This is a genomic window from Halalkaliarchaeum desulfuricum (assembly GCF_002952775.1).
Classification (GTDB): domain Archaea; phylum Halobacteriota; class Halobacteria; order Halobacteriales; family Haloferacaceae; genus Halalkaliarchaeum; species Halalkaliarchaeum desulfuricum.
Genome location: NZ_CP025066.1, coordinates 906,160 through 928,312 on the forward strand (window position 1 = coordinate 906,160; position 22,153 = coordinate 928,312).

Annotated in this window: 22 protein-coding genes, 2 tRNA genes and 3 rRNA genes; 13 read left to right on the forward strand and 14 right to left on the reverse strand. The window is 63.6% G+C overall.

From position 1 onward, the window contains the following. Positions 1-8 precede the first annotated feature (8 nt). Positions 9-800 (reverse strand): Nif3-like dinuclear metal center hexameric protein, encoded by a 792-nt coding sequence (locus AArcSl_RS04460; protein ID WP_119815595.1) that lies wholly within the window; start codon positions 798-800, stop codon positions 9-11. Between the two features lie 120 nt (positions 801-920). Between AArcSl_RS04460 and AArcSl_RS04465 the strand changes: the two genes are divergently transcribed. Both AArcSl_RS04465 and AArcSl_RS04470 read left to right on the forward strand, forming a co-directional pair. Then, positions 921-1,343 carry a fluoride efflux transporter FluC gene (locus AArcSl_RS04465; protein ID WP_119815598.1) on the forward strand — a complete coding sequence of 141 codons (423 nt, stop codon included), beginning with the start codon at positions 921-923 and terminating at the stop codon, positions 1,341-1,343. Beyond that, a complete protein-coding gene (locus tag AArcSl_RS04470; RefSeq protein ID WP_119815601.1) occupies positions 1,340-1,696 on the forward strand; it encodes a fluoride efflux transporter FluC in 357 nt (118 codons plus the stop codon). Before AArcSl_RS04465 ends, AArcSl_RS04470 begins: the two co-directional genes overlap by 4 nt. A 164-nt stretch (positions 1,697-1,860) precedes the next feature. Here the strand turns inward: AArcSl_RS04470 and rrf are convergent. The 4 genes from rrf to AArcSl_RS04490 form a co-directional block, all read right to left on the reverse strand. Further along, positions 1,861-1,982: ribosomal RNA gene (gene rrf / locus AArcSl_RS04475) — 5S ribosomal RNA — on the reverse strand. 138 nt (positions 1,983-2,120) lie between these two features. Beyond that, positions 2,121-5,035: ribosomal RNA gene (locus tag AArcSl_RS04480) — 23S ribosomal RNA — on the reverse strand. 209 nt (positions 5,036-5,244) lie between these two features. Continuing rightward, positions 5,245-5,316, reverse strand: a tRNA-Ala gene (locus tag AArcSl_RS04485). 177 nt (positions 5,317-5,493) lie between these two features. After that, positions 5,494-6,965 (reverse strand): 16S ribosomal RNA (locus AArcSl_RS04490). Together the 16S, 23S and 5S rRNA genes with 1 tRNA gene alongside form the textbook arrangement of a ribosomal RNA operon. A 538-nt stretch (positions 6,966-7,503) precedes the next feature. Between AArcSl_RS04490 and AArcSl_RS04495 the strand changes: the two genes are divergently transcribed. Continuing rightward, positions 7,504-8,064 carry a TATA-box-binding protein gene (locus tag AArcSl_RS04495; RefSeq protein ID WP_119815603.1) on the forward strand — a complete coding sequence of 187 codons (561 nt, stop codon included), beginning with the start codon at positions 7,504-7,506 and terminating at the stop codon, positions 8,062-8,064. 30 nt (positions 8,065-8,094) lie between these two features. On the opposite strand, the gene AArcSl_RS04500 is transcribed toward AArcSl_RS04495, so the two are convergent. Both AArcSl_RS04500 and AArcSl_RS04505 read right to left on the reverse strand, forming a co-directional pair. Next, a complete protein-coding gene (locus tag AArcSl_RS04500) occupies positions 8,095-8,460 on the reverse strand; it encodes a HesB/IscA family protein (RefSeq protein WP_119815606.1) in 366 nt (121 codons plus the stop codon). Between the two features lie 222 nt (positions 8,461-8,682). Continuing rightward, positions 8,683-8,766, reverse strand: a tRNA-Leu gene (locus AArcSl_RS04505). Between the two features lie 71 nt (positions 8,767-8,837). Between AArcSl_RS04505 and AArcSl_RS04510 the strand changes: the two genes are divergently transcribed. Further along, positions 8,838-9,377: a DUF309 domain-containing protein gene (locus AArcSl_RS04510; RefSeq protein ID WP_119815609.1), complete on the forward strand. Its 540-nt coding sequence runs from the start codon at positions 8,838-8,840 to the stop codon at positions 9,375-9,377. Positions 9,378-9,494: 117 nt separating this feature from the next. Further along, the gene (locus AArcSl_RS04515; RefSeq protein WP_119815611.1) at positions 9,495-10,304 is read left to right on the forward strand and encodes a M14 family metallopeptidase; all 810 of its coding nucleotides are present in this window, start codon (positions 9,495-9,497) and stop codon (positions 10,302-10,304) included. Positions 10,305-10,345: 41 nt separating this feature from the next. On the opposite strand, the gene AArcSl_RS04520 is transcribed toward AArcSl_RS04515, so the two are convergent. Further along, positions 10,346-10,792 (reverse strand): UPF0179 family protein, encoded by a 447-nt coding sequence (locus AArcSl_RS04520; protein WP_119815614.1) that lies wholly within the window; start codon positions 10,790-10,792, stop codon positions 10,346-10,348. Between the two features lie 118 nt (positions 10,793-10,910). Between AArcSl_RS04520 and AArcSl_RS04525 the strand changes: the two genes are divergently transcribed. Further along, entirely contained in the window at positions 10,911-12,794 is a 1,884-nt protein-coding gene (locus tag AArcSl_RS04525) for a YcaO-like family protein (protein WP_119815617.1), read from the forward strand. A gap of 35 nt (positions 12,795-12,829) precedes the next feature. Here the strand turns inward: AArcSl_RS04525 and AArcSl_RS04530 are convergent, their stop codons facing one another. Continuing rightward, positions 12,830-13,840, reverse strand: coding sequence for a mechanosensitive ion channel family protein (locus tag AArcSl_RS04530; RefSeq protein WP_119815620.1), 1,011 nt, complete (start codon positions 13,838-13,840; stop codon positions 12,830-12,832). Between the two features lie 74 nt (positions 13,841-13,914). Further along, the gene (locus tag AArcSl_RS04535) at positions 13,915-14,358 is read right to left on the reverse strand and encodes an RNA-binding protein (RefSeq protein ID WP_119815623.1); all 444 of its coding nucleotides are present in this window, start codon (positions 14,356-14,358) and stop codon (positions 13,915-13,917) included. Positions 14,359-14,470: 112 nt separating this feature from the next. Between AArcSl_RS04535 and AArcSl_RS04540 the strand changes: the two genes are divergently transcribed. Beyond that, the gene (locus tag AArcSl_RS04540; protein WP_119815626.1) at positions 14,471-14,971 is read left to right on the forward strand and encodes a DoxX family protein; all 501 of its coding nucleotides are present in this window, start codon (positions 14,471-14,473) and stop codon (positions 14,969-14,971) included. Positions 14,972-14,977: 6 nt separating this feature from the next. Here the strand turns inward: AArcSl_RS04540 and AArcSl_RS04545 are convergent, their stop codons facing one another. Further along, positions 14,978-15,202, reverse strand: coding sequence for a DUF1918 domain-containing protein (locus AArcSl_RS04545; protein ID WP_119815628.1), 225 nt, complete (start codon positions 15,200-15,202; stop codon positions 14,978-14,980). 120 nt (positions 15,203-15,322) lie between these two features. Here AArcSl_RS04545 and AArcSl_RS04550 point away from each other — a divergent pair, with 120 nt between their 5' ends. Then, positions 15,323-15,883, forward strand: a complete 561-nt coding sequence (locus AArcSl_RS04550) for an NUDIX hydrolase (protein WP_119815631.1) — start codon at positions 15,323-15,325, stop codon at positions 15,881-15,883. A gap of 75 nt (positions 15,884-15,958) precedes the next feature. On the opposite strand, the gene AArcSl_RS04555 is transcribed toward AArcSl_RS04550, so the two are convergent. Beyond that, complete coding sequence (locus AArcSl_RS04555) at positions 15,959-17,026, reverse strand: phytoene/squalene synthase family protein (RefSeq protein ID WP_119815634.1); 1,068 nt, start codon at positions 17,024-17,026, stop codon at positions 15,959-15,961. A 142-nt stretch (positions 17,027-17,168) separates the two neighbouring features. On the opposite strand from AArcSl_RS04555, the gene AArcSl_RS04560 reads away from it, so the two are divergent. Beyond that, complete coding sequence (locus AArcSl_RS04560) at positions 17,169-18,311, forward strand: acyl-CoA dehydrogenase (RefSeq protein WP_119815637.1); 1,143 nt, start codon at positions 17,169-17,171, stop codon at positions 18,309-18,311. A gap of 21 nt (positions 18,312-18,332) precedes the next feature. Here the strand turns inward: AArcSl_RS04560 and AArcSl_RS04565 are convergent, their stop codons facing one another. Next, complete coding sequence (locus AArcSl_RS04565; protein ID WP_119815640.1) at positions 18,333-18,737, reverse strand: nuclear transport factor 2 family protein; 405 nt, start codon at positions 18,735-18,737, stop codon at positions 18,333-18,335. A 76-nt stretch (positions 18,738-18,813) separates the two neighbouring features. Between AArcSl_RS04565 and AArcSl_RS04570 the strand changes: the two genes are divergently transcribed. Then, entirely contained in the window at positions 18,814-19,314 is a 501-nt protein-coding gene (locus AArcSl_RS04570) for a DUF367 family protein (RefSeq protein WP_119815643.1), read from the forward strand. Positions 19,315-19,374: 60 nt separating this feature from the next. On the opposite strand, the gene AArcSl_RS04575 is transcribed toward AArcSl_RS04570, so the two are convergent. Then, positions 19,375-19,923 carry a hypothetical protein gene (locus tag AArcSl_RS04575; protein WP_119815646.1) on the reverse strand — a complete coding sequence of 183 codons (549 nt, stop codon included), beginning with the start codon at positions 19,921-19,923 and terminating at the stop codon, positions 19,375-19,377. 129 nt (positions 19,924-20,052) lie between these two features. Here AArcSl_RS04575 and AArcSl_RS04580 point away from each other — a divergent pair, with 129 nt between their 5' ends. From AArcSl_RS04580 to AArcSl_RS04590, 3 genes are all read left to right on the forward strand, one after another. Next, positions 20,053-20,466, forward strand: coding sequence for a MarR family transcriptional regulator (locus AArcSl_RS04580; protein WP_119815649.1), 414 nt, complete (start codon positions 20,053-20,055; stop codon positions 20,464-20,466). 168 nt (positions 20,467-20,634) lie between these two features. Next, positions 20,635-21,360, forward strand: coding sequence for a diphthine--ammonia ligase (locus tag AArcSl_RS04585; protein WP_119815652.1), 726 nt, complete (start codon positions 20,635-20,637; stop codon positions 21,358-21,360). Between the two features lie 99 nt (positions 21,361-21,459). Beyond that, positions 21,460-22,104, forward strand: coding sequence for a hypothetical protein (locus AArcSl_RS04590; RefSeq protein WP_119815654.1), 645 nt, complete (start codon positions 21,460-21,462; stop codon positions 22,102-22,104). The last annotated feature ends 49 nt before the right edge of the window (positions 22,105-22,153 follow it).

A 22,153-nucleotide genomic window follows, 5' to 3' on the forward strand; every position in this document is an offset into this window, starting at 1 on the left:
TTAGTCGATCAGAGACCAGTCGGTCGATCCAGGTACGTCGTTTCGAGTCCCCACTCGTCGGCGAGCCGTTGCAGTGACCTGACGCCGAACGTCTCGGTCGCGTAGTGACCGGCAAGAACGACAGTGATCCCGGCTTCGCGCGCCTCGTGATACACCTTCGCCTTCCCCTCGCCGGTGACGAGGGCGTCGACGCCGGCGTCGATCGCCTCATCGAGCCAGTCGACCCCCGACCCGGTGACGATCGCCACCTCCGAAAGCTCCGCGGGGCCGAAATCGAGGAGTTGAACCCCACCACCGCCGACGTCGAGGTCGCGTTCGAGCGTCTCCACCAGTTCCTGTGCTCCGACGCCGCCCGGTATCTCCCCGCGCGTTCCGATCCACTCCCCGCTCAGGGTGCCGAACGGCTCGCGATCCCGCACGCCGAGCAGGTCGGCGAGCCCGGCGGCGTTGCCCAGTTCCTGGTGGCCGTCCAGCGGGAGATGCGAGACGTACAGGGCAACGTCCTCCTCGAAAAGCGGCGCCAATCGGGCGTAGTCGCTGCCGGTGACCCGATCGAGCCCGCCCCAGACCAGCCCGTGGTGCGTGACGAGCACGTCCGCGCCGGCGTCTGCGGTCGCCTCGATCGTCTCGGCTGCGGCGTCGACTGCGAACGCGGCGTGATCCACCTCGGGGTCCGAGCCGGCCGCCCCGGCGTCGGGCGAGGGCCCCACCTGGAGCCCGTTCGCGCTCGCGTCGAGGTCGGCGTACGCCTCGGTGTCGAGTCTGTCGTCGAGTTTCGCGGCGAACTCGGAGAGTCGCATGTCCGACGATTGGGCGACGGCGGCTTGAAACCCGCGGCGTCGGAGCGGGAGAGACGAACCGGTAGATGTCGAACGAAAAACCGGAACCGTTTACCTCGTCGTCACACCATCCAGGGACGAATGGGACGGCTCCTCGCGGTCGGACCCCGGCGGCACGCTCTCGACGTGGCGGTCGTCGCCGGCGGCGGCTACCTCGGCGCGAACGGTCGATACGGGATCTCGCTTCTCGTCCCGGGAACGCTGGAGGCGACGCTTCTCGTGAACGTCCTCGGGAGCTTCCTGCTCGGCGCACTCGTGTACAGACGCGTGGTCGTCGGTGCGCTTTCCTCCAGGCTTCGGCTGCTGTTCGGTACCGGATTCCTCTCGTCGTTTACCACCTACAGCACGTTCGTACTCGACGCGACGTCACACCCCGAAAGCGCGGTTCCGTACGTGCTCGCGAGCTACGCGCTCGGATTCGGCGCGGTGCTTCTCGCCCGATGGATACTTCGTCGGCCCGCTACCCCGGGTCGTGGTCGGAACGACGGAGGTGATCGGGAGTGAACTCGCTTCTGGCGGTGCAGTTGGTCGGCCTCGGTGGAGCGCTGGGTTCGGTGCTCCGGTACGGGGCGTACGCGGCGCTGCCGACGGACGGCTACCCGTTCGCGACGCTTCTGGTGAACGTCCTCGGGAGCTTCCTGCTCGGTGTCGTCACCTTCGGCGGTGCGGGTGACGGCGCCGCGCTGTTTGTCGGGGTGGGCGTCTGTGGCGCGTTCACGACGTATTCCTCGTTCAGCGTCGACGTCGTCCGCCTGTGGGAGCGCGGACGACGGAGCCACGCAGCCGCCCACGCCGTCGGAAACCTCGCACTATCGCTTCTCGCCGTCGGCGCCGCGTGGGCTCTCGTCTCGGTGTGAGAGATTCGATCGCCACACCCGACTGCCGGCGTTGCCACTCTCGGTGTGACTTCGTTATATGTCGCTCTGTGGCTCAAAACAACCCAGTGATCCCTCTCTTCGGCTTGTTAGACGGAACGGAGAAAGATCCCTCTCCGCTCTAACGTGTCTCTGCTGTATGAATGGCGAGGCGGCGATCCGGATTTTCCAGAGGTTCGCACACTCCAGTACTCCCCGCAACGCTGGCGGGCTTAACTTCCGTGTTCGGTATGGGTACGGGTGTTCCCCCGCCGCTCTGGCCGCCTCAACACCGACCGACGGACTCGAACCGTCGTCTCTCACCTGTGTCGGCCGCTCACACCTCGCGTCCGTCTCGCTTTGACGCCTTTGTGTCCGTGCAATCCAGCTTCCGCCTGAACCCGCCTCCCGGCGTGGTCGTATACGATGACTGTGGCTCGGTCTGTTAGTTCTCGTGGGCTCAACACCTCGTTCCCTCGGTGCGTACACCCCGAGTCTATCTACCTCCTCTTCTAGGAGGGACCTCTACGGTACCTCTTTTGCGTGTGGGTTTCGAGCTTAGATGCGTTCAGCTCTTACCCCGTGTCGCGTAGCTACCCGGCATCTGCCCTTCCGGACAACCGGTACACCAGTGGCGACCACTCGCAGTTCCTCTCGTACTATGCGAGCGTTCACGGCAGGTACCTCACACCCCCAATAGATAGCAGCCGACCTGTCTCACGACGGTCTAAACCCAGCTCACGACCTCCTTTAATAGGCGAACAACCTCACCCTTGCCCGCTTCTGCACGGGCAGGATGGAGGGAACCGACATCGAGGTAGCAAGCCACTCGGTCGATATGTGCTCTTGCGAGTGACGACTCTGTTATCCCTAAGGTAGCTTTTCTGTCGTACCCCGGGTCCATTGAGGACCCTGGACCGTTCGCTAAACCACGCTCTCGCGTCAGCGTCTCGTGTTAGGAAAGACACTGTCAGGCCACCTTCTGCTCTTGCGCTCTTCTCCGGGGCTCTGACCCGGATGAGGTGACCATTGGGCGCGCTCGATATCTTTTCGAGCACGTACCGCCCCAGTCAAACTGCCCGGCTACCGGTGTTCTCCTCCCGGAGTGAGGGTCGCAGTCACTGACGGGTAGTATTTCACGCTTGCCTCGGTGACGTGCTGGCGCACGTACCTGTGTCTCGGCTCCTACCTATCCTGCACATCAGCGACCACGTCCCAGCGACAGCCTGCAGTAAAGCTCTATAGGGTCTTCGCTTCCCCTTGGGGGTCTCCAGACTCCGCACTGGAACGTACAGTTCACCGGGTCCAGCGTTGGGACAGTGGCACTCTCGTTGATCCATTCATGCAAGCCGCTACTGAAGCGGCAAGGTACTACGCTACCTTAAGAGGGTCATAGTTACCCCCGCCGTTGACGGGTCCTTCGTCCTGTTGTACCAGGTGTTCAGATACCCGCACTGGGCAGGATTCAGTGACCGTACGCGTCCTTGCGGATTTGCGGTCACCTGTGTTGTTACTAGACAGTCGGAGCGCCCGAGTCACTGCGACCTGCTCTCTGCAAAGCAGGCATCCCTTCTTCCGAAGGTACGGGACTAACTTGCCGAATTCCCTAACGCCGGTTCTCCCGACAGGCCTTGCCTTTCTCTGGCCGAGCACCTGTGTCGGATCTCGGTACGATCACTCCACTCGCCTTTTCACGGGCCCCAGGTACCGTCGAGTTTCCCTCTCCCGGGCTTCGATCGCTTCTTGCCATGACGGCGTCCACGACCTTCCCCGGTTCGACTGGGCGATTGCCCAGCTCGACGTTTCCTCGGGCGTCGGCTTTCTCTGTGGAGCGGCACTGGAATATTAACCAGTTTCCCCTTCGTCTCCCGCGTCTTACGAGGAGACTTAGGATCGGCTAACCCTCGGCTGACTGACAGTGCCGAGGAACCCTTGCTCTTCAGGCCGTCGGGGTTCTCACCCGACTTTCGCTGCTACTGTGACCAGGATTTTCGTTCCCGACCGGTCCATACGAACCCTCGTCCGTACTTCCACCCGATCGCGACGCCGACCTACTGGATCACCACTATGGGTGCCGCCAGGTCTCGCAAGTGGACTTGAGCCCCGATCATTTTCGGCGCCTCGAACCTCGGCCGGTAAGCTGTTACGCTTTTCTTGGAGGGTAGCTGCTTCTAAGCTCACCTCCCGGCTGTCTGGGGCTCGAGACCACCTTCGATCGCACTTAGTCCACATTTTGGGTCCTTAACCTAGCGCTGGGTTGTCTCCCTTACGGTGCACAGGCTTACCCCGCACACCGGACTCCCCGCGTCCACGGCGCCCGTAGGTTCGGAGTTCGACAGGATGGCCGACACCTCTCGGTGGCGGGTCATCCAATCGGTCGCTCTACCCCACGAGCTACCTCGACGGAGGTCATGCTTCGACATGTTTCGGTCGGAACCAGCTGTTGCCAGGTTCGATGGGCCTTTCACCCCTACACACGGGTCACGAGAGGGTATTGTAAGACACCAACTCTAACGGGCCTCCACGTGGCTTTCGCCACGCTTCACCCTGCCCCTGCGTAGATCACCTGGTTTCGGGTCGTACCCGCTTGACTCCCCGCGCTTGAACACGGCGGCCCTCGCACGTCGAAACGCGCTGCGGCCCTGTCGGTTTCCCTTCGCCTCCCCCGATTCTCGGGTTAGACTCGCCAAGCAAGTACAGTCCCTGGTTCGTTTTTCAAAACGTACGACGCAACACCGGCTCCGATCGATTCCTACTGGAGGATCGCCCCTCGGTCGTTTCTCGATCGGCCTTTCGTGCCACGTCGCTCTATCGCCATCTGATTTCAAGCCCTTTGCACCGCCCTTCTCGGGGTGCTTTTCAGCGTTCGCTCACGCTACTTGTTCGCTATCGGTCTCGAGGAGTGTTTAGTCTTCCCAGTCGATGCCTGGGTCCTTCACAGAGGATATCCAACCCCTGCTACTCTGGTACCGGTCCGCGGGAGTTTTGACGCGATACGGGGCTGTCACCCTGTCTCGCGCTTCGTTCCAGAAGACTTCTCGCGTCGCCGCTCCCGGTTGTGACCAGCCCGTACACCACATTGCCCGAAGGCTTCGGTTTGGACTGTGTCGCGTTTACTCGCCGTTACTGACGACATCGCTGTTGCGTTCTGTTCCTGCTCCTACTGAGATGTTTCAATTCGGAGCGTTCCCCATTGCGCAAGGCAATTGCTGTGGGGATTCCCATTCGGAAATCTCCGGTTCTTCGCCTTCTTGCGGCTCCCCGGAGCATATCGCTGCTTGACACGTCCGTCATCGGCTCTCGAGCCGAGCTATTCACCAGATGGCACAGTAGCCATTCTGTAATTGTATACGTCCACGACCCGCAAAGCGGGTTCAGTGGGCGTCTGGATTGCACGTACACACGGCGTCATCGATGCCGCCCGGGTGTGAACGGGCAGCGATCTCGAACCCTTCCCATCCTCGCTCTCGCGGCATGGTGCATCGGTCGTCCATCCCACCGTTCCCGATCCGCCCCCATAAGGGGACTGATTCGTAACGGCGGGGCGGGCATGGACCCGCTGGGATTCGAACCCAGGGCATCCTCCTTGCAAAGGAGGCACTCTACCACTGAGCTACGGGCCCTCCCCCCACTCGCCAGGGACCTCCCTGGCGAGTGGGGTCTGTGTGAGCCGCGATCGTTCGTTAGTGCCCCAAATGTCGAATGGGCGAACCGTGGAGCTTCCTCCACCTCGGTGGGTTCCGAACGGAACCCGTACAGCGAATGGGCGCTGTGGAGTGATCCACAGCGTCCCGGTCTGTAGGAGGTGATCCAGCCGCAGATTCCCCTACGGCTACCTTGTTACGACTTAAGCCCCCTTGCAAAGCCCAGATTCGACTCGCGTGAACGAGCCTCATCCGGACCTCACTCGGGTGCTTTGACGGGCGGTGTGTGCAAGGAGCAGGGACGTATTCACCGCGTGCTAATGACACGCGATTACTACCGAATCCAGCTTCATGAGGGCGAGTTTCAGCCCTCAATCCGAACTACGACCAGGTTTGTGAGATTACCTCTCCCTTTCGGGGTCGGAACCCATTGTCCTGGCCATTGTAGCCCGCGTGTTGCCCAGCCCATTCGGGGCATACTGACCTACCGTTGCCCGTTCCTTCCTCCGCCTTGGCGGCGGCAGTCTCCGTAATGTACCCATCGACCCAGGGGTCATGCTGGCAATTACGGACGCGGGTCTCGCTCGTTGCCTGACTTAACAGGACGCCTCACGGTACGAGCTGACGGCGGCCATGCACCTCCTCTCTGCAGCTCGTGGCTAGGTCATCAACCTGACCGTCATTACTGCAGTCGGGGCTGGTGAGATGTCCGGCGTTGAGTCCAATTAAACCGCAGGCTCCTCCGGTTGTAGTGCTCCCCCGCCAATTCCTTTAAGTTTCATCCTTGCGGACGTACTTCCCAGGCGGCTCGCTTAGCGGCTTCCCTACGGCACAGCACCCGCTCGTAGCGGGAGCCACACCTAGCGAGCATCGTTTACGGCTAGGACTACCCGGGTATCTAATCCGGTTCGAGACCCTAGCTTTCGTCCCTCACCGTCGGATCCGTCTTCCCAGCGTGCTTTCGCCATCGGCGGTCCGTTCGGGATTACAGGATTTCACTCCTACCCCGGACGTACCCGCTGGGTCTTCCGGTCCCAAGCCGAGCAGGTTCCGCCGGACGCCCACGCGTTGAGCGCGTGGATTTCCCGACGGACTTGCTCGGCCGGCTACGGACGCTTTAGGCCCAATAAAATCGGCCATCACTCGGGCTGCCGGTATTACCGCGGCGGCTGGCACCGGTCTTGCCCAGCCCTTGTTCGTACACCTCCCTACGGTGTACAAAAGCGAGGACGATATGCCCTCGCACTCGGGGTCCCCTTATCGCACTGGCGTGCAGTGTAAAGGTTTCGCGCCTGCTGCGCCCCGTAGGGCCCGGAATCTTGTCTCAGATTCCGTCTCCGGGTTCTTGCTCTCACAACCCGTACCGATTATCGGCACGGTGGGCCGTTACCCCACCGTCTACCTAATCGGCCGCAGCCACATCCTTCGGCGCCGGAGCGTTTCGCCCTGGCGTCATTCCAGACGTCCAGGAGTATGCGGGATTAGCCTCAGTTTCCCGAGAGTATCCCCCTCCGAAGGGTAGTTTGGCCACGTGTTACGGAGCTATTCGCCACGGGTCTGAACCCGTGCGACTAGCATGGCTAAATCGGACCCCGATAGCAATGGCCTCCGGCAGGATCAACCGGAATGTCCCTGATCCGGGAATGCCGGGTCAGGGGGGTGGCGGGAATAGACACCGAAGTGTCTACTCACCATTGCAAGGTCCACGTTCGCTGCCACCGACATCGGGGGTGACACCGAACGATCGCGGCTCACATCAGAACGCGCCTTACGGCGGACCGCAGGGACGCAATCCTCATCTTTCGTTCGCATCACGATCCGAGTGCCCTCGTACTGATAAGGGCATCGGATCGGACGCAGTCGGCCGCTCCGATCCGGAGCGGCCGGACCCCAGGTCGCCCCGGGGCGTTCGCATCCCAACCGAGGAGAGTCGGCCACTTAACCCCGTCGTTCCATCGCCGCCTCGTCACGGAGTTTCATGGGCCACTCGCCCGTGTTGGACCGTTATAAAGCACGGCCGACATCACACCGAGAGAGACATCACAAATCAAGCGGCGTGGGGGCTATCGCCCGCGATCTCCGGTTCAAAAGGGGATCGCCGCGCCGCGAGCTCGGTTTATAACACCGCGGTTTATAAGGGAGGGGTTCGCATTAAAAAGCGAAGCGATGACGGAACCCGCCGATTCAATCGAAATCCAGAACGTAGTCGCATCGACCGGCATCGGGCAGGAACTCGACCTGGAGGCGCTTGCGGAGGACCTTCCGGGTGCCGATTTCAATCCGGACAACTTCCCTGGACTGGTCTACCGAACCCAGGAACCGAAAGCTGCCGCGCTGATCTTCCGCTCCGGAAAGATCGTCTGCACGGGCGCGAAAAGCATCGACGACGTCCACGAAGCACTCGGAATCATTTTCGAAAAGCTCCGCGGACTCGAAATCCCCGTCGAGGAGGATCCGGAGATCACCGTCCAGAACATCGTCTCGAGCGCGGACCTGGGACACACGTTGAACCTCAACGCGCTCGCGATCGGCCTCGGGCTCGAGGACGTGGAGTACGAGCCGGAACAGTTCCCGGGACTCGTCTACCGGATGGACGATCCGGACGTCGTCATTCTGCTATTCGGCTCGGGAAAGATCGTCATAACCGGGGGGAAGCACACCAGCGATGCCGAGGAAGCGGTGGTAGAAATCGTCGATCGGATCGAAAGCCTCGGACTCCTCGGCTGAACGCCAGCCGACGACGGGGTTCCGTCGCGATCAGGTCCGGAACGACTCGCCACAGCCACACTCGGAGACGACGTTGGGGTTTTCCACGTGGAACCCCTCGGCCTGGAGCCCGTCCTCGTAGTCCAGTTTCGAGCCGCCGATGTATTTCAGGCTCGCGGAGTCGACGAACACACGTAGCCCGTGGTGTTCGGTGATCTCGTCGTCGTCTTCCGGTTCGTCGTCGAACCGCATCCCGTACGAGAGGCCGGCACAGCCACCTTGCTGGACGAACAGCCGCAGCCCGCCGACGTCGACGTCCATGCCTTCCCCCTCCATCAACGTCAGTGCCTTCGCTGCGGCCGCCTCGGTCACCTCGACGTGAGTCGCTGGAGCGTTCTCGGCCGCTTCGGAACTCATAGAGTACCCTATCGACCGGACGATGTTAACTGTGGCGCCGGCGTCGACGCTCCTCGAACGTGGGAAACGAAGTGTTTTGCGAGGGAAGAGCGCTCCGAGAGCGTCTTCCGCATCACGGGGTGTGGACCCCGGCGATGCGAGGGAAGGGATTTGAACCACGGTCGCGCCGGAGGCGCTCCCTGATTCAAATCCCTCCCGTTGGCATTCGTGCTTTCACACTCATGCGAGGGAAGGGATTTGAACCCTTGGACCTCTACAGGAGCGGATCTTGAGTCCGCCGCCGTTTCCAGGCTTGGCTACCCTCGCACGCGGTCGAGAATATTCGACCGATCCGGTTTAAGCCATCGGTTTTAGGCCGTCCGTCCCCAACGGAAGCTATGGACGACCACACCCGGGACCCGAGCGTCGCCCCGCCGCTGGGGAACCCAACGGGGTGGAACCCGGCGCGTTCGGACCGACAGGAACGAACGGAAGCCGGAGACTGCGAGCCGGAGCCACGCGGCGGATACTGGGAACACGCGACCCTCAGGCGGGCAGTCGAGCACGGTGTTAGATTGTTCAACGCGGGCGCGTATCACGAATCCCACGACTGCTTCGAGGACGAATGGTTCAACTACGGCGGCGGAACGACCGAGTCGGCGTTCCTCCACGGAATGGTGCAGGTGGCAGCGGGCGCGTACAAACACGCCGACTTCGAAAACGACGACGGGATGCGGTCGCTCTTCGAGACGGCACTACAGTACCTCCACTCCGTGCCCGAGGACTTCTACGGCGTCGACGTCGCCGACATCAGGACGACCGTCCGGGAAGCGCTGGAGGATCCCTCGGCGATCGACGACTGGCAGATCACGCTGGACGGACACACCCCCGAGGCGTACCCGGCCGATTACGAGTACGCCGAACGCATCGACGAGTGACTGGAACGGCGCGTGACTGGAACGGCGCGTGACTGGAACAGCGCGTGACTGGAACGGCGAGTGATACGGCCGAGGAAATCGTGCGGTTGAAACCCATCGGCGCCCGAGGTTCGTGAAATGAGAGTCACGGAACTGGGCGAGGGAGTTCCGGAGGTCGCGGTCGTGGGGGGCATCCACGGCGACGAGCCGTGCGGTCCGACCGCGATCGAGCGGTTTCTCGCCGGTGACCCCGACCTCGAACGCCCAGTAAAGTTCGTCGTCGCAAACGAGGAGGCGCTCGCGGCTGGAGTGCGGTATCTCGACGAGGACCTCAACCGTGCGTTCCCGGGATCCCCCGACGCCGACACCCACGAGGGACAACTCGCCCACCGCCTCGCCTCCGAACTCCGCGGCAGTACCGTGCTCTCGTTGCATTCGACGCAGTCGTACGCGGAGCCGTTCGCCCTGTGTGACACCGTCGACGAGGTGATCCGGGGTGTCGTCCCGCACCTTCCTGTAGACGTCCTCATCGAGACCGCCCAGTTCACCGACGGTCGCCTCATCGAACACGCCCACACCGTCGAGGTGGAGTGTGGCCTCCAGGGGAGCGAGGAGGCCACAGACAACGGCTACTGGCTGATCCGCGCGTTTCTCACCGCGACCGGTGCGCTGTCGGCCCCGGGTGCCGAAGAGCCCGTCCGAACCGGCGCCGGAAACGGCGAGGGGATCCGGGTGTACAGGCTCGAGGAGAAACTGCCGAAGCCGCCGGCCGAACGCTACGAGGTGTTCGCCCGAAACTTCAGCCGGGTACAGGCCGGCGAACCGTTCGCCGTCGCCGACGGCTCCGAATCGGTCGCACAGCGGGACTTCTATCCGGTGTTGCTGTCGGCGTACGGCTACGAAGACGTGTTCGGGTACGCCGCGACGAAGATCGGAACGCTGGGATGAGAACCGGCGCTGTGTCGGACAACCAGCCGGGCCGATAGCTGTTAGTCTTCCGGTGCGAACTCGACGAGTGTGAGCTCTCGATCGAGCGCACAGTAGTCGTGTGGGGGTTCGCCGATCACTTCCTCGATCCGATACTCCCCGTCGAACTCGGCGCCTTCCGGAACGCAGTACTCGTGACTGGGACAGTCCGTGTGGGGACACGGTCCCGCAAGCGAGGCGCGCGAACCGGCGTAGACCCCACGCGACGGAACGTTCGCGCGGACGGACGCGGGTTCGACTTCGACCGCCTGAACCCCCTCGTCGTGGACGGCACAGTCGAGCACCTGCGTGTTCTCGCGCACGCCGACAACACGGTAGCGTCGTCCCTCCGTGAGGTTCAGACACTGCGCCCGGTAGGGACACCCCTCGCACGCCGGAGACTCCCCCCGATAGACGAACTCGCGGCCGGACTCCGCGAGGCGGGTTCCAATGAGCGTAACAGTCGGCATGCCCGCCCATTGCGCGGCCGAGGCGTTAAGCCTCTCGCTCGAACGACAGTTGTCCCGTATCCGCCGAAATCTCGAGGCGATGCCGATGATTTTTGCCCTCCATGAACGTGGATGGGGTATGGACATCGCTGTAGTCGGCGACGGCCCGGCCGCGGACGCGGCGGAGGCCGGCCTCGCGGACGTGGACGCGAACGTGTTCGCCGTCGAGGCGTCACTTCTGGACGGGTTCGACCGGGCGATCGTGGTCGGAACCGCCGGCGACGACGTCTTCGAAACGGCCGACGCCGCACTGGATCGGTGGATCGCCGTCGAGATCGGCGGCCTCGGCGGCCACCCCCTCGCGGAGATCGACGCCGCAGTCACCCTGTTCGACCGCGCCTGTTACGACTGCCTCCGGACCCGCGTTGCGGCCGGAAGCGCAGAACCCGTCGAGACCGCCCGCGGCGTGAGGTCGGCGGTCCGGTACGCCGGCGCCGCCGCCGCTCGCCGGCTCATCCGGGCGCTGTCGGGGGACGATCTCGGCGACACCGTCCTCGAGGAGCCGGGAGGTGAACGACGACTGTTGCCTGCTCCGGGCTGTGAGTGCACGGAACCGGACGAGCCACAGGTCGACGCAGTCGACCGTCGCGTGGTTCTCCCGGACTCGACCTCGGCTGCCGGCGAAGCCGGCCCGCCACTCGAGGACGCGCTCGGGCGCGCCGAGCGGGCGGTCGACGACCGGATCGGCCCCGTTTCGCAAGTTGGAGAGCGCGAGTCGTTCCCGATCCCCTACTACGTCGCCGCCGCCGCAGACACCAGGGAGTTCAGCGATGCCAGGGCCGCAGAGTTCGCCGGCGGCGCCGACACCGACTGGAACCGGGCGTTCATGAAGGCGCTCGGCGAAGGGCTCGAACGCTACTGCGCCGGGGTATACCGGGGCGACGGGTTCCGGACGGCGACGACAGCGACGCTCCGCGAGGAGGCGGGCGAGCGGGTCGTCGCCCCCGAGGCGTTCGTGACTCCGGAGGGATACCGACAGGGGAGCGACGACGGTGACGACGCCGCGGTGGACGAAACGGACGAAGGCGATTCGCGTCCGTGGGTGCGCGGGACCATACTGGACGCGAAAGCAGAAACGAGGGGGGAATCGGGAACCGAAGGAGAAACCGAACAGGCAAACGAGGGATCGGACGAAAGCTCCGCGTGGCTACCCGCCGAGTCCGTCTTCTATCCCCCCGTCGAACGCCGGCTCAAGCCGGCGATCACCACCGGACTCGGTCTGGGGAACTCGACGAGCGAAGCCGTCCTGTCCGGACTGTACGAGGTGCTCGAACGGGACGCGACGATGCTCGCGTGGTACTCGACGTTCGATCCGCTGGAACTCGAATACGACGGCGAACTCGCGGACCTGCGGAAGCGAGCCCGCGCCGAGTCCCTCGCGGTGTCGACGCTTCTTGTCACCCAGGACGTCGACGTCCCGGTCGTCGCCGCGGCAGTCCACCGCGACCCGGCGGCGTGTTCGATCCCCGTCGATACGGGGTCGGACGACTGGCCGGCGTTCGCCGCCGGGTCGGGTGCCGCGCTCGATCCCGTCGCCGCCGCCCGGTCGGCGCTCTCGGAAGCGCTACAGAACTGGACGGAGCTCCGGGCGATGGGACCGGAACGTGCCGACGAACAGGGGGGCGCGATCGGTCGATACGCCGGGTTCCCGGCGGAGGTACAGGCGTTTGTCGACGCTGACGCGAGCGTCCCGGCGGAGACGCTCGGCGAGCCGGAACTGTCCGGGCGGGCAGAGCTACAGGCGGTTCTCGAGCGGCTCGAAACCGAGGGACTCGGGGCGTATGCCGCCCGGACGACCACCCGCGACGTGGCGGCGCTCGGATTCGAGGGCGTACGCGTCGTGGTTCCGGAAGCGCAGCCGCTTTTCACCGGCGACCCCTTCTTCGGCGAGCGGGCCCGCGCAGTCCCCGAGACGATGGGGTTCGAACCGCGGCTCGATCGGGAGTACCACCCGTTCCCCTGACCGTCACCGGGAGTTCTGCGCCGGTGTGGGGGGAGTCAGCCGCCGTCGCTCGAGGGACCGATCGACTGATCCGTCGCCACTTCGGAGCGATCGAGTTCCGAGGCCTCCGAAACGGCGACCTCCGCACGACCGCTGGTCTCGTCGAAGATCAGATGCTGGTGGGGGTACGCGACATCGACGTGGACATCGTCGTCCTCGAGCGCTTCCCAGATGTTCGTCTGGACCTCCGAGCGAACCGCTATGAGGCGATACGGTTTTCGCGCCCAGTACCGCAGCGTGAGCAACACGCCGTCGTCGGCGTAATCGTCGATGTAGCAGGTCGGCGAAGCGGGATACCGCGCGGAACCGATCCGGATGTCGGGACCGCCGTCGATGACGGCGTCGGAACGCCGGGCGGCCTGTTCCATCACCTTGCGCGCCTGCGAGAGGTTGGACTCGTACGTGATCAAAATCGACAGCGAGAGCCTGGTGCGTTCGTCCTCCGCAGAGTAGTTGGTGACGTCCCGTTCACGGATGTTGGCGTTCGGAATGACGATGAACGTGTTGTCCAGCGTGAATATCTTGGTGTACCGGATCGTCATGTCCTCGACGAATCCCTGGGTGCCGTCGTCGAGTTCGATCATGTCGCCGATTTCGAACGGCTGGTCGGCGAGAACGAACAGCCCGTTGATGATCGATCCGACCAGCGGCGCGAGGATGATACCCACCACCGCAGAGAACACCGCAACCGAGAGGACGATGTCCGGGAATCCGAGGCCGGCAAGCCAGCCGCTGAAGAACAACGCGAGAACGATCACGGACAGCCGGATGCCACGGAGCACGGTCTGGGCGATGCTCGGGCGCACGAATTGGCTGGCGATCGGACGACCGAGCAGCCGCAACAGATACTTCGAGAGGTATATTCCGGCGATCAGCGCGGCCAGGGCGACGAGATACTCCATGCCCGTAAAGGAGATCGGGTCCGGGAGGATTTCCCGACCGGGCGGACCTCCGCCGGCCTGCAACGGAAAACGGGAGGCCGCTGCAGCCGCAGTCTCTGCGTCCATATCCCGTCGTCTCCCCCGCCGGGAAAAAACGTTTCCCGTCCGAAGGTCGGTTCAACCGGACTCGTCGGCGCCGATCAACCGGACTCGTCGGCTTCGATCGACTCTAGCACCTCGGCCGCGTTCTCCACTGCGTTCGGTTTCTTTGCGGGGTACGCCTCCACCTTCGCGCGGAGGGTGATCCCCTCGCCGAGTCGGACGTCCCCGCCGAAGGCGGCCTGTTTGTCCAGGCGGAGAAAAAGCGAACAGTTGTCGTCGACGCGCTCGTCGAGCTGGTCGATCACCCGATCGATACCCGAAAGCGACGCGAGACGACCGAGAACGTGTCTTATCTCGTCTGCGTTCTCGACTCGCGCGGAGAGCACCACGATCCGGTCCCCGTGGTGTCCCTCGTTTTCCGTCCGGTCGATCTCGAAATCCTCGGGGAGGAACGTCAAAAGCGCCTCCTCTACCCGCTTTTCGTCCTCCGTGGCGTAGCAGAACGTCCTGAGGTCAACGTAGTGAAACGGAACGGTAGCCATTAGCGACCAGTACGTACACCGGACGAAAAACGCTGCCGCTTGTCCGTCGGAGACCGTCATCTATCGAAGAGACCGACGGGTTCTTTCCCGGCCATCCCGTACTGGAATCGTTATGTCCGACGTATCCGTCTCGGAGCGGTTGGAGTCAGGAATCGACCGGATGATCGGCACCTCCACCCGCCTGGAAACACTCGACAGAACGATCGCCGACTGGATGGATCGCTGGAGCGTCCCGGTGTTGCGGATCGCTCTCGGAATCGTCTTCGTCTGGTTCGGGGGCCTGAAAGTGTTCGGCGTCAGCCCGGCGGCCGACCTCGTCGCAGCGACCGTGTACCTCGTTCCACCCGAGATATTCGTGCCCGTGCTGGGCGTCTGGGAGGTGCTGATCGGGCTGTGTCTGCTGTACCGACCGCTGATTCGAGTGGGAATCTTCCTGCTTTTCCTCCAGATGCCGGGAACCTTCCTCCCGCTGGTGCTGTTGCCGGACGTGGCGTTCGTCTCGTTTCCGTTCGCGTTGACGGTCGAAGGTCAGTACATCGTCAAGAACCTGGTCATCATCGGGGCGGCGCTGGTGGTCGGCGGAACGGTGCGGGAAAACAGCCGTCGGGAATGAGACGATCTACTCTTCAGTTTCTTCGGTTTCGGGTTCTTCGGCGTCAGCCTCGTCTTCAGCCGGCTCCAGCGCGTCCTCGGGGACGCCGGTCTCCTGTCCGTCCTCGAAGCTGACGGTGTAGGTCGCGTCGCCGAACATCGTCTCCATCACCTGTGTGATCGTCCCCGTCTCGCCGTCGTGTTCGCTGTGTTTGTCGTGCAAGACGACCTGGTCTTCCTTCTCGAAGCTCATACGCGTCGTTTCCGGGGCGAACTAAAAAGCCCGCCGGAATCGGGCCGGCGACTCAGCCCCGACCAACCACGGCCGAGCGCCGAAGCCTCTTTCCCACCTGTCGCTAATAGGTGAACGCGGATGACGAGTATCGACGACCTGTGGTTCCTGGCCGACACTGCGAGCCAGCGAGCCGAGCAGGCCGCCCACCAGCTCCGGACGCGGTACGACGACTACATCAGTAAAAGACAGTCCCGCCGGGTCTCCCGCTATCGGTTCCGGACGCTCGCCGACCGGATTCGACAGAGCGGCGCCCCGTACGGAGCACACACGATCGTGTACCGCGAGGACGGCGACGTCCTGCTCGTTCGCCACGACGGGATCGGCCAGTGGGTGCTCCCCGGGGGCGAGGTCGGTCCAGACGAAACCTTTCGGGAGGCGGCGAGACGCGAACTCGACGAGGAGGCCGGCATCGAGGCGGAGTACGACGGGTTGGCCCTGCTCGTGACCGTCGAAATCGAAAGCGACGGCCACGAGACGTGGGGCGTCATGCCGATCTTCGAGGCGCAAGCGAGAGCCGAACAGCCGGAAGTCGACGATCCGGACGGGGAAATCTCCGACGCAGAGTGGTTCACGAACGTGCCGACGGACAGCCGTGATCGGCCGTATCTGAACGCGTGGCGCGAAAACCGGAACGAGTGACTCCGCGGCAGTCGTTCGGTCGCTGACACAGGGTCGGTAGAGGACAGACGATCGATCGAGACACCACAGGACCGCTCAGTCGGCGGTAGAGATCGCCCGGTGATACGGCTGCCGGGAGATGATCTCCCGGAGATGGGAAAGCGACTCCCGGCTGTCGCCGGTCATCTCGGAGATCACCGCGAACACTTCCTGTCTGGACACCTTCACGTCGGCGTCGCACACCGCGTCCTCGGGACGGCTGCCGACCTCCCGGAGCGTTCCGACCGCAAGGAGGTAGGGAACTCCCCAGGCGGCGACAGTGTTGCCGTGGGAAAGCGGCATCGTCTCAAGATACGTCTGTGCGTCGTCGAGGAACGAACGGGCGTACTCGGCGGTCCGCTCGACGACTGCGGCGGTGCCCTCGCGGTTCTCCGGCTCGATCACGCCCTCCTGTGGAACCCCCTCGTCCTCCAGCCACTCGGCGGGGAGATACACGTTGTTCTCCTCGGTGTAGTCGTCGTAGACGTCCTTCGAGACGTTGACGAGTTGTAACAGCAGTCCGAACTCCTCGGCCGTGTCGTACAGCCTGGCGGCCCGCTCTTCGGCAAGGTCGCCGCGGGTGAGCAGGTTCGTGATGAGGTTGCCCACCGTGCCGGCGGCGTAGTAGCAGTACTCCTCCAGTTCGGCGCGATCGGAGATCCGGAGCCCCCCGTTGTCGGCGTGCCGTTCGACGAACATCGCCATCCCGTCAACGAGTTCGAGCACGGGCGGAACGATCGCCTTCCTGACGTCCGGCGGCAGTTCCTCGAACGTGGCTGCAACCGTCGGCGAGTGCGCCACCACGGACCAGTCGTCGTTTCGCTCCGCCGGCGCGGGGAGCCACTCGTCGACCGCCTCCCTGAACGCCGCCATCTCGGTCGGTTCGTCCGGGTCGACCGCCCGGCCGTACAGCCGGAGCAGTTCCGCCTGTTCGTCGGGCGGGATGTGACCCGCGTCCTCGACGGTGTCGGCGACACGACAGAGGAGATAGCCGAGACAGATGTGCGTCTCCATCGGTTCGTCCAGCACGTCCACGGTCAATGCGAACGTTCGGGACACTCCCTGGACTGCCTCGAAGCACCACTCGAGATCGGGCGTGCCGGGCGAACGGGGGTCTCCGATCATTAGGATACGGGCAACTACAGCGCCAGGGCTAAAAAGTGTCGTGGCACGCGCTCGCCGGCGAGTCGGAAGAACAGCCCGCGGGAACGAACGTCACCAACGTTCGTGTGGTAACGACTAAACCCGACGCCGTTGACGTTCGAGTATGGAGCTTTCCCTCTCCGCGGAGCAGCGCCAGATCCGCGACATGGTTTCGGAGTTCGTCGACGAGGAGATCGTCCCGATCGCCGACGAGATCGACGACACCGACGAGTTCCCGGCCGAACTGATCGACGAGATGGCGGAACTCGGCCTAATGGGGATGCCGTTCCCCGAGGAGTACGGCGGCGCGGGGCTGGACTATCACGCGTACGCCATCGGGCTGGAGGAGATCTCCCGCGGGTCAGGCGGGGTCGGAACGATCGTCGCGGCACACACTTCGCTGGCGGGCAACATGCTGTTCGAGTTCGGGGACGACGAGCAGAAAGAGACGTTCCTGACGCCGCTGAACCGCGGCGACGACATCGGGGCGTTCGCGCTGTCGGAAGCCGGGGCCGGATCCGACGTGCCAGCGATGACGACGACCGCCGAACCCCACGGGGACGGCTACCTCATCGACGGGGAGAAGCTGTGGATCTCCAACGGCTCGGTCGCAGACACCGTCGTCGTCTTCGCAAAGACCGATCCGGACGCCGGAAACCGGGGGATTTCCTCGTTCGTCGTGCGGCCCGAGGAGGACGACGGCTTCCACGTCGAAGGAACCGAAAAGAAGCTCGGCGACAAGGGCTGTCCGACCGCCGAACTCCGGTTCGACGGGCTGTACGTTCCGGAGTCGCGGCTGCTGGGCGGGGACGGCGACGGCTTCATCCAGGCGCTGAAGACGCTCAACGCCGGCCGGATCACCATCGCGGCACGCAGCGTCGGGATCGCCCGGGCGGCACTGGAGGACGCGACTGACTACGCCCAGGACCGCGAGCAGTTCGACCAGCCCATCTCGGAGTTCCAGGCGATCCAGCACAAACTCGCCGACATGGACACGAAAGTCCAGACGGCGAAGCTGTTGATGCACAAGGCCGCCGACTTAAAAGAGCGCGGCGAGCCGTACGTCAAGGAAGCGGCCCAGGCGAAGCTGCACGCCAGCGAGGTCTCCCGGGAGGTCGCGAACGAGGCGATCCAGATCCACGGCGGCTACGGCTATACTGCCGACTTCCCGGTCGAGCGCTACTACCGGGACGCCAAGCTCAACGAGATATACGAGGGCACCAGCGAAGTCCTGCGGAACACCATCGCCCGCGAGATGCTGAAGTGACCGCCCGGACGGTCAGGAAACCTACCCCGTGTACGTGTACAGCGTGTCGATACGGCCGTCGCCGTCCATCCAGAACACGTCCACGAACGAGAACAGTTCCTCACCAGCGGCGTCCAGCAATCGTCCCCGGGCGGCGACCCCGTGCCCGTTCGGATAGATCGACTCGATCTCGTGAGTCGTCTCGGTCATCGGACGCTCCTCGCGCATGAACGTCACGAACGTCTCCCGGCCGTCGAGCGTACGATCCGGCCGGTAGTGGACGAACGACGGCGCGAGGAGGGACGCGAGCCGATCGTACTCGTGGGCGTCGATCGACGCGTAGTAGCTCTCGACCGCGTCGCGGCCGGTCCCTTCGCTATCTGCGTCGTCGCGCCCGTCACCGTCTGCGGATCGCTCGACCGTCGTCACGTCGTCGTCGGCGTCCATGGTCGGAGTGTGGCGGGCGCCACCTTGAATCCGTCGCGAGCGAGCCGCTTTTGAACGTCGGCCGGGTAGCTCGAACGTGGAACTCCACGTCCGGTACGAGGGCGACGACGACCCCGAGAAGTGTACGGCACGCAAACTCGCCCGGTTCGACCTCGCGACGCTTCACCGCTCGGATCGTGCCACGCCGTACGGGATCGTACTGAACCCACACGCCGAGCGGGCGCTCTCGCCGGCTGACGCCGAGACGGTCGAAAGCGACGCCCTGATCGCGCTCGACTGTTCCTGGGAGTCGGCGAGCGAGGCCCGGTTCGCGCTTCCGGGCGAACACCGGGCGCTGCCGTATCTCGTGGCCGCAAATCCCGTCAACTTCGGACGTCCCCTCCGGCTCACCACCGTCGAGGCGCTCGCGGCGGCCCTCGTCATTCTAGGCGATCGCCCCCACGCCGAGGAAATCCTCTCGAAGTTCACCTGGGGCGAGACGTTTCTCGAACTCAACGAGGAGCCGCTCGGCCGGTATGCTGCCTGCGAGAATTCGACCGCGGTGGTCGCTGTCCAGCAGGAGTACCTCGATCGGTGAGTTCAGAGTTCGCACCCGAACGCCGGCAATGGTAACAGGCAGTATTGCTCCCGCCCCCTGTCACGGAAGTTCTTCTGTTACGTCGACGAGTTCCTCCTCAGTCTGCCACCGATAGAGCCGGCCTTCCCGGTCGAACAGTTCGAAGACCCCGTCCTGCATCCAACCGAAGGGGTACTCGTCACTCTCGTACTCCCGCTTGAGGACGTGGCTCTTGGCGAAGTACTCTGTCGTGCCGACGAGAAGTCCCTGCTCGACGAGGAAGTCACTCGGTTTCTTCTCGGCGACACCAACGAGGTGGGTTACCATGTCGGCGATCAGGCAGAACTTTTGGATGCTGTTGTCCCACTCCCCCCGGATATCAACCATCCGGAAGGCGTAGGCGTCCTGCCGGCGGTTGAGGCGGTCGGCCACCAGATTCAGCCGTCGGATCGGCTCGCGGTCGTAATTCCCGAGCACGAAGTAAGACCGGTCGTTCTCGTAGATCGGCGTCAGTTCGCTCAGAGCGTGGAGGATTTCCTCGTTGTCCGCCAGCGAGATTTCCTCCTCGTCGAGTTGTTCCTTCGCACTCGTGAGGATCTCCTCGAGGACGGGCGCCCCCTCGTCGGACATACACGGACTTTATCAGCGCTGTGAATTATAGTTTATGAAGTAATTTACTGTATCAATTACTGACTAGTTTACTTTAGCGTGGTTTACCTAGAGGTAAACTACTTGTCCCCGGGACGTGTACCCCGTCGTATGAGCACTGACTTGGAAAACGCAGAGGGAATAGAAACCCGCGAACTCGTCCACTTCGTGACCCAGCAGACGCGATTCGCGCTCGTCAACAACATCCTCCAGCACCCCGATCAACTGCCTTCGATGTACGAACTCGAGGAACTCAACCCCAGCGTGAGCGACGCCACCGTCTACAAGCACGTCCAGAAACTGATCGATGCCGGTATCGTCAGGGAAGTTGCTCTAGACGACGACCAGCGACGGCAGGGCTACCCCTGGAAGTTCTACGGACTCTCGGAGGAGGGCCGCGAGTTCCTCGAGGAGTACAATTTGCTCGCTGCCGAGGAGACCCTCCAGCAGATTTATGAAACCATCTCCGACAAACCCGAGAAGATGGTCAAATACGAGAACGCACCCCGCCCTGAGGACGTATAGCGACACAGTTTATTCCTGAAGAGTGTACTGTTCGTATATTCAGAGATCGAGAGTTGTGACGATTCCAGCTCGTTGGAGACGGATCAGACTCATCGGATGACGAACCCGGCTTGTCGGCGGACACGACCGACCCGGAATCGCCTTGAGTGTGGCCCCGAAAAGGGACGCATGGCCGACGAGTGCTGGGTGAGCCTCTTTTCGGGCGGGAAAGACTCCTCGTGGGCGCTGTATCGGGCACTGGAGGAGGGGCTGAACGTGACGCACCTGCTTACGGTCCACCCCGAAGGCGACTCGTACATGTACCACGTTCCGGCGACTCGCCTCGCCGAACTCGCCGCCGAGAGCATCGGACTCCCGCTAGTGGACGTCGAACCGGGAACCTTCGGGGCAGACACAGCCACTGATTCCGGAACGCAGGGCGACAGGGAGATCGAACCGCTGGAGACGGCACTCCAGGAGCTACAGGAGGACCTGGACTGCGAACTCGCCGGCGTGACGGCGGGCGCCGTCGAGAGCGAGTATCAGACCAGCCGAATCGAGGCGCTGTGTGACCGCCTCGGGATCGAGCTGTTCGCGCCGCTGTGGCACCGGGATCCCGTGGAGCTGGCAGAGGCAATGATCGACGCCGGGTTCGAGATCACGATAGTGCAGGTGGCCGCCTACGGTCTCGACGAATCCTGGCTCGGCCGGACGCTCGATACGGCTGCGCTCGCGGAGCTGCGAGAACTCAACGAGGAATACGGCGTCCACGTGCTGGGGGAAGGTGGCGAATTCGAGACGCTGGTGACCGACGCACCGCACATGGACCGACCGATCCGCCTCGAGTACGAACCCGAGTGGGACGGCACGCGCGGGCGGCTCCGGATCACCGACGCGTGGCTCGCCGACGGGTGAGGCAACCTGACGGATCCCGAACGGGAAAGCGACCAGGTGACGGGCGAACCGTCGCCTCCGGCTGTCTTTTTAAGTAAACCGACGACGTTGTTTGACGGGATGGGAGTGCCCGCCCCCGACATTCCCGAGGAGTTACTGGACGGCTGGCGCCGCATCGAGAAGCGCGAGGAGAAACCGTTTCGCGCCGGCCCGATCTCCGTCAGGGCACACACCGTCGTTTACGAGGACGCCGAGCGCCGTGAGCGACTCCGCGAGGCGATCGGTCCCGAGGTGGACACAATCTGGCGGTTCTACTTCGCCTCGCGGGTCAGGATACGTCCCCGCATTTCGTCGTCGGTCGCGCTCACGCGGATCGTCGAATCGAACGCGACCGCGGCCTTCCGGGAAGAGCTCCGAACCCGGGGCTTCCAGTCGGTAGAACGCCGAGACAGACGGACGCTCGATGTCGGCGGCCGCATCGCACCCACCTTCAGGTTCGTAGCCGTCGTGTCCGCCGTCAGTATGGCGGTTGCGAGCGAGGCGTTCCTCGCCGTCGTGCCCGGCGACAGGGAGTACCAGCTCGTCGGAGGAGCATACCCGACGTCCGTGATCGACGGTGATTCCGGGGACAATAACAGTGGAAACACCAGTGATGACACCACTGAGGACAGCAAATCCGCCATCGAAGCGTTCCTGCAACCCGAGTCGGACCGCGAAGAGTTGATCCGACTCATCAGAACGGCCCGGGGCCATCCGGACCGGTAAGAAGCGAAACGCGACAGTCGTGAGTATCAGATGCTTTCGAACCGTTCAT

Excerpts from the sequence above, each read along its gene's own strand:
- AArcSl_RS04580 (WP_119815649.1), top strand. The coding sequence starts at position 20,053 with ATGAGCACTGACTTGGAAAACGCAGAGGGAATAGAAACCCGCGAACTC.
- AArcSl_RS04575 (WP_119815646.1), bottom strand. The coding sequence starts at position 19,923 with ATGTCCGACGAGGGGGCGCCCGTCCTCGAGGAGATCCTCACGAGTGCG.
- AArcSl_RS04560 (WP_119815637.1), top strand. The coding sequence starts at position 17,169 with ATGGAGCTTTCCCTCTCCGCGGAGCAGCGCCAGATCCGCGACATGGTT.
- AArcSl_RS04540 (WP_119815626.1), top strand. The coding sequence starts at position 14,471 with ATGTCCGACGTATCCGTCTCGGAGCGGTTGGAGTCAGGAATCGACCGG.
- AArcSl_RS04555 (WP_119815634.1), bottom strand. The coding sequence starts at position 17,026 with ATGATCGGAGACCCCCGTTCGCCCGGCACGCCCGATCTCGAGTGGTGC.
- AArcSl_RS04460 (WP_119815595.1), bottom strand. The coding sequence starts at position 800 with ATGCGACTCTCCGAGTTCGCCGCGAAACTCGACGACAGACTCGACACC.
- AArcSl_RS04530 (WP_119815620.1), bottom strand. The coding sequence starts at position 13,840 with ATGGACGCAGAGACTGCGGCTGCAGCGGCCTCCCGTTTTCCGTTGCAG.
- AArcSl_RS04495 (WP_119815603.1), top strand. The coding sequence starts at position 7,504 with ATGACGGAACCCGCCGATTCAATCGAAATCCAGAACGTAGTCGCATCG.
- AArcSl_RS04520 (WP_119815614.1), bottom strand. The coding sequence starts at position 10,792 with ATGCCGACTGTTACGCTCATTGGAACCCGCCTCGCGGAGTCCGGCCGC.
- AArcSl_RS04515 (WP_119815611.1), top strand. The coding sequence starts at position 9,495 with ATGAGAGTCACGGAACTGGGCGAGGGAGTTCCGGAGGTCGCGGTCGTG.
- AArcSl_RS04545 (WP_119815628.1), bottom strand. The coding sequence starts at position 15,202 with ATGAGCTTCGAGAAGGAAGACCAGGTCGTCTTGCACGACAAACACAGC.
- AArcSl_RS04585 (WP_119815652.1), top strand. The coding sequence starts at position 20,635 with ATGGCCGACGAGTGCTGGGTGAGCCTCTTTTCGGGCGGGAAAGACTCC.
- AArcSl_RS04535 (WP_119815623.1), bottom strand. The coding sequence starts at position 14,358 with ATGGCTACCGTTCCGTTTCACTACGTTGACCTCAGGACGTTCTGCTAC.
- AArcSl_RS04565 (WP_119815640.1), bottom strand. The coding sequence starts at position 18,737 with ATGGACGCCGACGACGACGTGACGACGGTCGAGCGATCCGCAGACGGT.
- AArcSl_RS04510 (WP_119815609.1), top strand. The coding sequence starts at position 8,838 with ATGGACGACCACACCCGGGACCCGAGCGTCGCCCCGCCGCTGGGGAAC.
- AArcSl_RS04525 (WP_119815617.1), top strand. The coding sequence starts at position 10,911 with ATGGACATCGCTGTAGTCGGCGACGGCCCGGCCGCGGACGCGGCGGAG.
- AArcSl_RS04550 (WP_119815631.1), top strand. The coding sequence starts at position 15,323 with ATGACGAGTATCGACGACCTGTGGTTCCTGGCCGACACTGCGAGCCAG.
- AArcSl_RS04465 (WP_119815598.1), top strand. The coding sequence starts at position 921 with ATGGGACGGCTCCTCGCGGTCGGACCCCGGCGGCACGCTCTCGACGTG.
- AArcSl_RS04500 (WP_119815606.1), bottom strand. The coding sequence starts at position 8,460 with ATGAGTTCCGAAGCGGCCGAGAACGCTCCAGCGACTCACGTCGAGGTG.
- AArcSl_RS04590 (WP_119815654.1), top strand. The coding sequence starts at position 21,460 with ATGGGAGTGCCCGCCCCCGACATTCCCGAGGAGTTACTGGACGGCTGG.